Here is a 318-nt window from a genome sequence, read left to right as displayed (position 1 = left end):
AAGTCACCGACTGTGGTGTCAAATACCAATGAAAATGGGTCAGCGAATGCTTAATAGGGGCATCGTCTAATAAAGTTTTACTGACTGTTTTTGCAACTATTTTATTGTTATTCAGCCACTCGTTAATAATCTGCTCAGCAGTGGTAAATTCTGTTTCATATACTTTTTCATTGCTAGTAACTTTTAATGGTTTATCCTCACTGGCTTCTGAATTTTTAGCAGTTGTTTTGCCACTTATTTTACCGTCAATTTTTTCAACAAACTGCAAAGGCAAACTCCACAGTCCGCCCCAAATACCGTTATCGGGGCGCTGTAACC

General features: G+C 38.4%; 1 pseudogene. It reads right to left on the bottom strand.

Annotated elements, in window-relative coordinates:
- Positions 1–318, bottom strand: a pseudogene (locus AAEY75_RS14405) (A/G-specific adenine glycosylase); the annotation flags it as partial.

This window comes from Psychrobacter sp. TB55-MNA-CIBAN-0194 (genome assembly GCF_040309505.1).
Classification (GTDB): domain Bacteria; phylum Pseudomonadota; class Gammaproteobacteria; order Pseudomonadales; family Moraxellaceae; genus Psychrobacter; species Psychrobacter fozii.
Note: the sequence above shows the minus strand (reverse complement) of the source record. Positions and strands in the feature narration are given on the sequence as shown.